The sequence below is a fragment of the Streptomyces sp. NPDC057654 genome (assembly GCF_042800135.1).
In the GTDB taxonomy this organism is placed as follows: Bacteria; Actinomycetota; Actinomycetes; order Streptomycetales; family Streptomycetaceae; genus Streptomyces.
This window is the reverse complement of the sequence record NZ_JBHVHQ010000418.1, coordinates 1-7,202: the sequence shown is the minus strand read 5'-3', so window position 1 is coordinate 7,202 and position 7,202 is coordinate 1. Positions and strand designations below refer to the sequence as shown.

The 7,202-nt window shown below is 71.3% G+C and carries 6 protein-coding genes; all 6 read left to right on the top strand.

What is annotated here, in order from left to right; genetic code table 11:
• On the top strand, positions 1 to 1,243 hold a 1,243-nt coding region (locus ACFU99_RS26390; protein WP_384396256.1), incomplete at its 5' end, for a phenylacetate--CoA ligase family protein.
• Positions 1,244 to 1,431: 188 nt separating this feature from the next.
• Positions 1,432 to 1,974 (top strand): hypothetical protein, encoded by a 543-nt coding sequence (locus ACFU99_RS26385; RefSeq protein WP_384396253.1) that lies wholly within the window; start codon positions 1,432 to 1,434, stop codon positions 1,972 to 1,974.
• 102 nt (positions 1,975 to 2,076) lie between these two features.
• Positions 2,077 to 2,913 carry a DUF4097 domain-containing protein gene (locus ACFU99_RS26380; RefSeq protein ID WP_384396250.1) on the top strand — a complete coding sequence of 279 codons (837 nt, stop codon included), beginning with the start codon at positions 2,077 to 2,079 and terminating at the stop codon, positions 2,911 to 2,913.
• A gap of 282 nt (positions 2,914 to 3,195) precedes the next feature.
• Positions 3,196 to 4,410 (top strand): cytochrome P450, encoded by a 1,215-nt coding sequence (locus tag ACFU99_RS26375; RefSeq protein WP_384396247.1) that lies wholly within the window; start codon positions 3,196 to 3,198, stop codon positions 4,408 to 4,410.
• A 300-nt stretch (positions 4,411 to 4,710) separates the two neighbouring features.
• A complete protein-coding gene (locus ACFU99_RS26370) occupies positions 4,711 to 5,625 on the top strand; it encodes a glycoside hydrolase family 19 protein (protein WP_384396259.1) in 915 nt (304 codons plus the stop codon).
• Between the two features lie 200 nt (positions 5,626 to 5,825).
• Positions 5,826 to 7,202 (top strand): MFS transporter (locus ACFU99_RS26365; RefSeq protein ID WP_384396244.1); only part of this gene is annotated, 1,377 nt, incomplete at its 3' end.

The window sequence follows — 7,202 nt, the reverse complement described above, 5'->3', positions numbered from 1 at the left end:
CTACTACCGCGAGCTCTACCGCGGCCTGCCCGACCGCGTGACGGACCCGGCGCTGCTGCCGGTCACCGACAAGCAGACGCTGATGGCGAACTTCGACGACTGGGTGGGCGACCGCGGCATCACGCACGAGAAGGTGTCCGCCTTCGGCGACGACCCTGAGCTGATTGGGCAGCGGTTCCTGGGAAAGTACATGGTGGCCACCACCTCGGGCACCAGCGGCCGGCGCGGCCTGTTCCTCCTCGACGACCGGTACATGGCCGTCACCTCCGCCCTCACCTCCCGCGCGCTCACCTCCTGGCTGGGCCCCGGCGGCGTGCTGCGGGCCACCGCCCGCGGCGGGCGCTTCGCCCAACTGATCGCCACCGGAGGGCACTACGCCGGGTTCGCCGGGTACTCCCGCCTGGTCCGTGAGGGCGGCTGGCGCGCCAGGCTGATCCGGGCGTTCTCGGTGCACACCCCGATGGCGGAGCTGGTCGACCGGCTCAACGCCTACCGCCCCGCCATCGTCATCGGCTACGCCAGCACGATCATGCTGCTCGCCGCCGAACAGGAGGCGGGCCGGCTGCGCATCGACCCGCTCCTGATCGAGCCCGCGGGCGAGACGATGACCACCGGCGACACGGACCGCATCGCGGCCGCCTTCGGCGCGAAGGTCGGCACGGTGTACGGGGCGACCGAGTGCGCGTACCTCAGCTACGGCTGCGCGGCCGGGTGGTACCACGTCAACAGCGACTGGGCCGTGGTCGAGCCGGTCGACGCCGACCACCGGCCCACACCGCCCGGAGAGTTCTCGCACACCGTCCTGGTCAGCAATCTCGCCAACCGCGTGCAGCCGTTCCTCCGCTATGACCTCGGCGACAGCGTCCTGCTCAGGCCCGACCCCTGTCCCTGCGGCAACCCGCTGCCCGCGATCCGCGTGCAGGGGCGCGCCGGGGACGTCCTCACCTTCCCGAACGGCCGCGGCGCGGACGTCAGCCTCGCCCCGCTGGCCTTCGGCACCCTTTTCGACCGTACGCCGGGAGTCGAGCGGTTCCAGATCGAGCAGACCGCCCGTACGACGCTGCGCGTGCGCCTGCTCCCGGCCGCCGGAGCCGACCCGGACCGCGTATGGCAGGCCGCCCGCCGCGAGCTGAGCCGCCTGCTCGCCGACAACGGGCTGGAGGGTGTCATCATCGAACGGGCCGAGGAGCCGCCCCGGCAGGCGCCCGGCGGGAAGTACCGTACGGTCATTCCGCTGGCCTGATCCGGGCGACCTCATCCGGACGGCCTGATCCGGACGGCCTGATCCGGGCGACCTGATCCGGGCGACCTGATCCGGGCAGCCTGATCTGGGCAGCCTGACCACGGCATTCAGGCCCGCCCAGGCCCTGGCGCCAGGCATGCACCACCAACCCCCTTGCAATGACACCACCATGGTGCCATCATGGCGTCATGGACCTCACGCCGTATGTCGACAACCTCCGGCACGAGCTCGCGGTCGCCGCCGACACGGGCGGGGACGAGGCGCGCGAGCTCGCCGAGCGGCTCACCACGCCTCTGGAGTCGGCCGTCCGGCTCATGCTCCTGAACGCGCTGTCCAGCGCCATGGGCGAGGTCACCCGCGACCTGGCACCAGGGTCCGTCGACGTACGGCTGCGCGGACTCGACCCCGAATTCGTCGTGACGCCGCCGCCGGCGTTGGAAGGGTTCGAGGAGGCAGGTGCGCACGAGGGCCCGTCCGGCGGCGCGCGAGCGCCCATGGCGCCGGTCCCCCCGGCCTCTGACGGCGACGACGGCGGTACGGCGCGCGTCAATCTGAGGCTTCCCGCCCATCTCAAGACCCGTGCCGAGGAGGCGGCGGGGCAGGAGGGCCTGTCCGTCAACGCCTGGCTCGTACGGGCCGTCGCCGCCGCCCTCGAACCCACCGAGCGCGGCCGGCCTCCGGCACGTGGGCGCCATATGGGCCGTCAGGGCTTCACCGGCTGGGTCCGCTGACCGCCTCCGGCCGGTGCGGCGTCCGTTCGGGCACCACTCTCCTTCACCCGCCCACCAGCGGGACGCATACCTGAGCCATTGAGCCATGAGGACGGGACAGCCATGCCTACCTTCGACACTCCGGCACCGATCTCCGCCACCGTCGAATTCGACGTCGGCTCCGCCCGGATCACCGCGGGCAAGCGCGTCGACACGGTCGTCGAGGTGCTGCCGAGCAATGCGGCCGAGGACGCCGACGTCCGTACCGCCCAGCAGACCAAAGTCAGCTACGCGGACGGTAAGTTGCTGGTCAAGGGGCCCAAGAAGCGTTCACTGTTCGGCAAGCCCGGCTCGATCGACGTGAGCGTCGAACTGCCGGCCGGCTCGGACGTCCACGGCACCACCCCCATGGCGGACTTCCTCTGCACTGGACGCCTCGGCGAATGCCGGCTCAAGACGTCGCTCGGCGACATCCGGGTCGACGAAGCGGAGGCCGCGTTCCTCAAGACGGGCCACGGGGACATCCACGCGGCCCACCTCGCCGGGGACGCGGAGATCCTCGGGGCCGGGCGGATCGAGATCGGCACGTTCGGGGGCACTTCGAGAATCAAGAACGGCAACGGCGAGACCAAGGTCGGCGAGGCCGTCGGCGACCTGCGGGTGAACGCGGCCAACGGCGCCATCTCCGTCGACGTCGCGCTTGCCGGTGTCGACGCCAAGTCCGCCAACGGCGGCATCCGGGTCGGCGAGGTCACGCGCGGCAGCATCACGCTCCAGGCCGCCATCGGCGATGTCGAGATCGGCATCGCCGAGTCCACGGCCGCCTGGCTCGATGTGAAGACCGGCCTCGGCAGCGTCCGCAACTCCCTGAGCACGACGGAGGGTCCGGACACCGCGGACGAGACCGTCGAGGTCCGCGCCGGCACCGGAATCGGCGACATCCTGATCCACCGCGCCTGAACGGGGAGGCCGGACCCACCGGACCGTACGAACCCAGCGCGTCAGCACACAACTCGCCGCCATGGCGGCGGCCTTTGAACCCCGCCGAACCCGCTGGGCGCTCGTCGGCGGCTCTGCCGCGACGCGCCGAGCGGTGGGCCGGTGTGCTCGTACGAGCCGCTGCGCCCTGGAATCACCCGGTGCACCGCGCTCCGCATCACGCACCGCTTCGCGTACTGCTCGCCGTACCGCGCGTGGCACCGCACATGGCACGTCACTCTGCACTCTGAACCGGAGGACCCCATGCACCACCACCCCACACCATCGCCTCGCTCCGAGCCGGTCACGATGCCGGTGGACCGCACGGAGGGCTGCCCGTTCGACCCGCCCGCCGAGCTGGCGCGGCTTCGGGAAGAGGGGCCGCTCGTACGGATGCGGTATCCCGACGGGCACATGGGCTGGCTGGCCACCGGCCACGCCGTGGTCCGGGAAGTGCTGGCGGACCGGCGCTTCAGCTCGCGCCAGGAGCTCCTGCACTCCCCGCTCATGGACCTCGGCGAGATGCCCCCGGCGGCCGTCGGCGACCTCACCGGGATCGACGCGCCCGAGCACACGCGCTATCGGCGGCTGCTCATCGGGAGTTTCACCGTGCGCCGGATGCGGGCGCTCACCGAGCGGGTGGAGCAGATCACCGCCGAGCACCTCGACGCGATGGAGCGCCGGGGCGAGACGGCGGATCTGGTGGAGGCGTACGCGCGGCCCGTTCCGGCGCTGATGATCTGCGAGTTGCTGGGGGTGCCGTACGCCGACCGGGAGCTCTTCCAGGACCACGCCTCGACCCTGCTCACCCAGTCCGCCGAGGAGCGGGAGCGGGAAGCGGCGCTGACCGCACTGACGGAGTATCTGCACAAGCTGGTGCTGGCCAAGCGCGCCGAGCCCACGGACGATCTGATCAGCGATCTGACCAGCGGCGACCTCACCGATGAGGAACTCACCGGCATCGGCGTCCTGTTGCTGGTCGCGGGTCTGGACACCACCGCCAATATGATCGCCCACGGCACCTTCGCCCTGCTCAGCAACCCGGACCAGGCCGCCGCCCTGCGGGCCGATCCAGGTCTCGCGGACCAGGCCGTCGAGGAGCTGATGCGCTATCTGACCGTCGCCGACCCCGGTGTGCGGGCGGCGCTGGAGGACATAGAGCTGGAAGGCCAGTTGGTCAGGGCGGGTGAGTGCGTCACCGTCTCGTTCCAGGCCGCCAATCGCGACCCGTTGAAGTTCCCGGACCCCGACGCCCTGGACCTGCGCCGGAAGGCCACCGGGCATCTGGGCTTCGGGCACGGCGTCCACCAGTGCCTGGGCCAGCAGTTGGCGCGGGTGGAGATGGGCGTCGCCATCCCGGCTCTCTTCGCCCGCTTCCCGTCACTGCGGCTCGCCGTTCCGCCCGAGGACGTGCCGATGCGCAGCGCCATGAACATCTACGGGGTGGAGCGGCTCCCCGTCGCCTGGGGCGAGGAGTAGGCCGGTGGGGATCGGCGTGGACCGCGAGCGCCGCGTCGGCGCGGGGATGTGCGTGGCGTGCACGCCGGTCGGTTCATGCCAGTCGGTTCGTGCCAGTCGGTTCGCGCCAGTCGGTTCGTGCCAGTCAGGAGGCATGTGGGCGATCTGCGGTCTTGACTGGTCCAGACCGCAGCGGTTGAGTACCTCATCTCTGCGGTCGCGTCCGGCCCCGGATGCCGGCCGCGGGGACGCACACACGCGCGTCGGGTCGTCCGGCGCCGATCCCCCGCGGCTTCTGCCGCACCGAGGAGTGATCAAGTGTTGCTGAGACAGCGCATGGCAGCCATCCTCTCCGCCGCCGCGTTCACCGCCGTTCTCGCCGTCGGGGCGCCGTCCGCGACCGCGGCCGCCACCCCCGACACGGCAGCCGCCCCCACCACTGTCGCGAGTTGCAACTACACCGTATGGACCGCCGGGAAGTCGTACAGGACCGGCGATATCGTCAAGTACACCAATGGCAATTTCTACCGGGCCACCCATGACAACCCGGGCTACGACCCGGTCATCAGCACCTGGTTCTGGGAGCCGTACAACTGCGGTCCGACCAATCCCTCCACGGACTTCGTGGTGAGCGAGGCGCAGTTCAACCAGATGTTCCCGAACCGGAACTCGTTCTACACGTACAAGGGGCTGACCGCGGCCCTGAGCGCTTACCCCGGCTTCACCAAGACGGGCAGCGACACCATCAAGAAGCGGGAGGCCGCCGCCTTCCTCGCGAACGTCAGCCACGAGACGGGCGGCCTCGTCCACGTCGTGGAGCAGGACACCAGCAACTACCCGCACTACTGCGACCCCAACAGGCCGTACGGCTGTCCTGCGGGGCAGGCGGCCTACTACGGGCGCGGGCCGATTCAGCTGAGCTGGAACTACAACTACAAGACGGCGGGCGACGCGCTCGGCATCGACCTGCTGCACAACCCGAACCTCGTGCAGACCGACCCGGCCGTGGCCTGGAAGACGGGGCTCTGGTACTGGAACACCCAGCGGGGTCCGGGCACGATGACGCCGCACGACGCGATCGTCAACGACCGCGGCTTCGGCGAGACGATCCGCAGCATCAACGGCTCGGTGGAGTGCAACGGGGGCAACCCCGGCCAGGTCCAGAACCGCATCGACACCTTCCGTAGGTTCACCCAGCTACTGGGCACCTCCACCGGTGGCAATCTGAGCTGCTGAAGCTGAATCGATCCCGCTTTCCCGTCGATCGATTCTCCGTCAGTCGATGGCGGACCTGGCGCGCGGCACTCGGGCCCATACTGGGCGCCGCGCACCAGGTCTATCGACATCAAGTATCTTGACATCGAGATTCATGCCCGGCAGGCTACCCCTCGATCCATAGATCTCTTGACATCGAGATACATCCGAGGGGGCGGGCGATGCGGCGCGGCGGCACACCGGGCGGGCGGGGCCGGAGGAACGGACAGGGCCTGATCGCCCAACTGCGCAACCCGCCCGGCGGCCGCAACGCGCGGATCATGCTGCTCGCCCTGGCCCTGGACCGGACCGGCTCGGGGCTGTGGGCCTCGTCGTCGGTCCTCTACTTCACCTTCGTGACCCACCTGAGCGCCCAGCAGGTCGGCGTGCTGCTCGGCACGGCCGGCGTGGCGGGCATCGCCGGCTCCCCGCTGGCCGGGCGGCTGGCGGGCCGCTTCCCGGTGCGCTCGCTGCTGATCGGCTCCCACCTGCTGCGGCTGGTGACGCTCAGCCTGCTGCTGGTGTGCACCGAGTTCGCCGCGCTGCTCCCGATCGTCGCGGTCACCTACCTGGGCGACCGGGCGGCGAAGATGCTGGAGATGCTGTTCGCCACCCGCGCGGCGGGCGAACGGCGCGCGGCCTATCAGGCGCTGTCGCGCAGCGCGGCCAACGCGGGGTACGCGGTCGGCGCGGGGCTCGCCGCCCTCGGCCTGGCCGTGGGGACGGGCGGCGCCTACCGGGTGCTGATCCTGGGCGACGCGCTCTCGTTCGTCGCCGCGGCGGCGCTGGTGTGGCGCGCCCACGAGCCGAAGGCCGCGAGCGTCGAGGTGGCGCGGTCCCACGGCGGGACGGCGGCCGAAGGCGCGCCCGGAGCCGAGCCGGGGGAAGGGGACGGGCCGAGGGCCACGGCTGCGAGCGGGTCGGCGGCGCGGCCGGCGAATCCGTGGCGGGATCGCGGCTATCTGCGGTTCGCGTTGCTGGACATCGCGATGAATCTCGACGACTCGATCCTCAGCGTCGGGCTGCCGCTGTGGCTGGTCGACCGGACGTCGGCGCCGCACGCCATCGTCCCGGCCTTCCTGATCATCAATACCGTGCTGGTCGTGGTGTTGCAGCTGAGCGTGTCGCGGCGGGCCGAGGGGCCGCACCGGGCCACACGGGCGGTGCTGGTGTACGGGGTGCTGTTGTTCGCGTGCTGCGCGGTCATGGCGGCGTCCACTCGGGGCGGGGCGTGGCCGGCCGGGGCCGCCCTGCTCGTAGGGGCGTTGCTCGTCACGATGGCGGAGCTGATGCGTTCGGTGAGTTCGTGGGAGCTGGCAGTGCTGCTCGCGCCGCCGGACGCGCGCGCCGCGTATCTGGGGGTGGCCGGGATGTCCCAGTCCATCCAGAAGTCCGCCGGTCCGCCGCTGCTGACCGGGGTGGTGATGGCGGCCGGGCCCGCGGGGTGGCTGGTGCTGGGGGCGGTGGTCGCGGGGCTGTCGGTCGTACAGAAGACCACCTGTGCGCGGCGGCTCCGGCTCGGGGCCGCGCTGGTCCCCTCCGCCCCGCCGGCCGCGTCC